The organism is Burkholderia sp. LMG 13014 (assembly GCF_905232215.1).
GTDB lineage: Bacteria > Pseudomonadota > Gammaproteobacteria > Burkholderiales > Burkholderiaceae > Burkholderia.
Map to the genome: position 1 here is coordinate 1 of NZ_CAJNKE010000893.1, position 1,725 is coordinate 1,725.

General features: G+C 65.7%; 2 protein-coding genes. Both read right to left on the reverse strand.

Annotated features, from left to right (window positions below; genetic code table 11):
* Positions 1–913 (reverse strand): phosphatidate cytidylyltransferase (locus JYJ84_RS35890; RefSeq protein WP_205190229.1); only part of this gene is annotated, 913 nt, incomplete at its 3' end.
* A 37-nt stretch (positions 914–950) separates the two neighbouring features.
* Complete coding sequence (locus JYJ84_RS35895; protein WP_011351684.1) at positions 951–1,583, reverse strand: lysophospholipid acyltransferase family protein; 633 nt, start codon at positions 1,581–1,583, stop codon at positions 951–953.
* Positions 1,584–1,725 lie beyond the last annotated feature (142 nt).

The window sequence follows — 1,725 nt, forward strand, 5'->3', positions numbered from 1 at the left end:
GCACGAGGTGGAAGAACACCGGTGCGGCGAAGCAGATCGAGTCGACGCGATCGAGCATCCCGCCGTGGCCCGCGATCATCGAGCCCCAGTCCTTGGTGCCGAGCGAGCGCTTGACGGCCGACAGCACGAGCCCGCCGACGAAGCCCGCGATCACGATCGCGAGCGAGATGCCGAACGCCGACCAGAAGCTGAACGGCGTCACGCGATACAGCGATGCGCCGCACAGCGTGGCCAGCAAGCCGCCACCGATGAAACCTTCGATCGTCTTCGACGGCGACAGTTGCGGCGCGATCTTGCGCTTCCCGAACAGCTTGCCGACCACGTACTGCAGCACGTCGCTGATCTGCACGACGAACAGGAAGAAGAACAGCAGCAGCGCGTTCTGCCCCGCGTAGTGGGGAATGTCGAGGATCAGCACGGCCGGCGCGTGGCTCAACCCGTACACGCACACCATCAGCGCCCAGTTGATTTTCGCGTTGCGGCTCAGGAATTCGCGCGTGTCCTGCGTGAGCGCCGACACGAGCGACATCGCGAAGAACAGGTGCACCGGCACGAAGATCGAATACATCCCGTACCAGTTGATCCCGAGCAGCAGGTACTGCACGGGGATCGCGACGAAGAACGCGATGAACAGCGTCGTGTGGTCGCTCGCGGTGGTTGGCGTGAGCGTGATGAATTCACGCAGCGTCAGGTAGGACAGCACCGCGAACACCAGATACGTGATGTTGTTGCCGAGGCCGATCGCGATGGCCATGATCGCGATCATCGCCCACCACGCGCGGATGCGCTGGTTCAGGTTGACGATGGTCGCGCTCGTGCCGCCGCTGCGTGCGCCGAGGATCGCGCCGATCACGGTCGCGACGACGAGCACGCCCGTGACGCCCGCGACCAGTTCCCAGAAAATTGTTCGCATTGTTGATATCCGGAAAAGAGAGAAGAGGGCGCCGGGTTCAGCCGGCCGGCCGCTGCGGCGGCGCGAGCGCGACGACCGCGTCGCGCATGCGGGCGAGGAACGTCGGCTTGTCTTCCTGCGCGCCGAGCGCGTCGTTCGCGCCGAAGTGCACCTTGCAGATCAGCGGCACCGGCCAGATCGCGCCCTTCGGCATGATCCGCTGCAGGTTCTCGAGATAGACGGGCGCGAGCGCGACGTCCGGAAACTCGGTCGCGAGGTGGAACAGCCCGCTCTTGAACGGCTGCGGCAGGATCTCGGCGCCGCGCGTGCCTTCCGGGAAAATGATGATCGAATGGCCCTGCTTGAGCGCATCGCGCACGGGGTCGAGCGGATCGCCGCCCGATTCGCGGTGGCGGTCGATCAGCACGACGTTCAGCAGTTTCTGCGCGATGTGGCGCTTCATGTCGCTGCTGTCCCAGTAGTCGCGCGCGGCGACCGGCCGCACGACCGCGCGCACGTTGCGCGGCAGTGCAGCGAGGATCGCGAGCGTGTCGATGTGGCTCGTATGGTTCGAGAAGTAGATCTTCTGTGTCGGGGACGGCGGCGCCTGATGCCAGACCGGATACGCGCCGGCCACGAGCCGCACGATGGACAGCAGGAAATCGCGCTGCCAGACGTTGAGGATGTTCATCGGCGCTGCGCCTCCTGCCTGCCTGCATGGCCCGCTGCGCGTGCGCGGCGGGCGGGACCCCGGAATGCCGGCGCGGCAGGATGCGCGCCGGACGGCCCTTGTTTAAATTTTTTGAAATTCGTGGCTGCCTGTGGCAGGTGCG

Excerpts from the sequence above, each read along its gene's own strand:
- JYJ84_RS35895 (WP_011351684.1), bottom strand. The coding sequence starts at position 1,583 with ATGAACATCCTCAACGTCTGGCAGCGCGATTTCCTGCTGTCCATCGTG.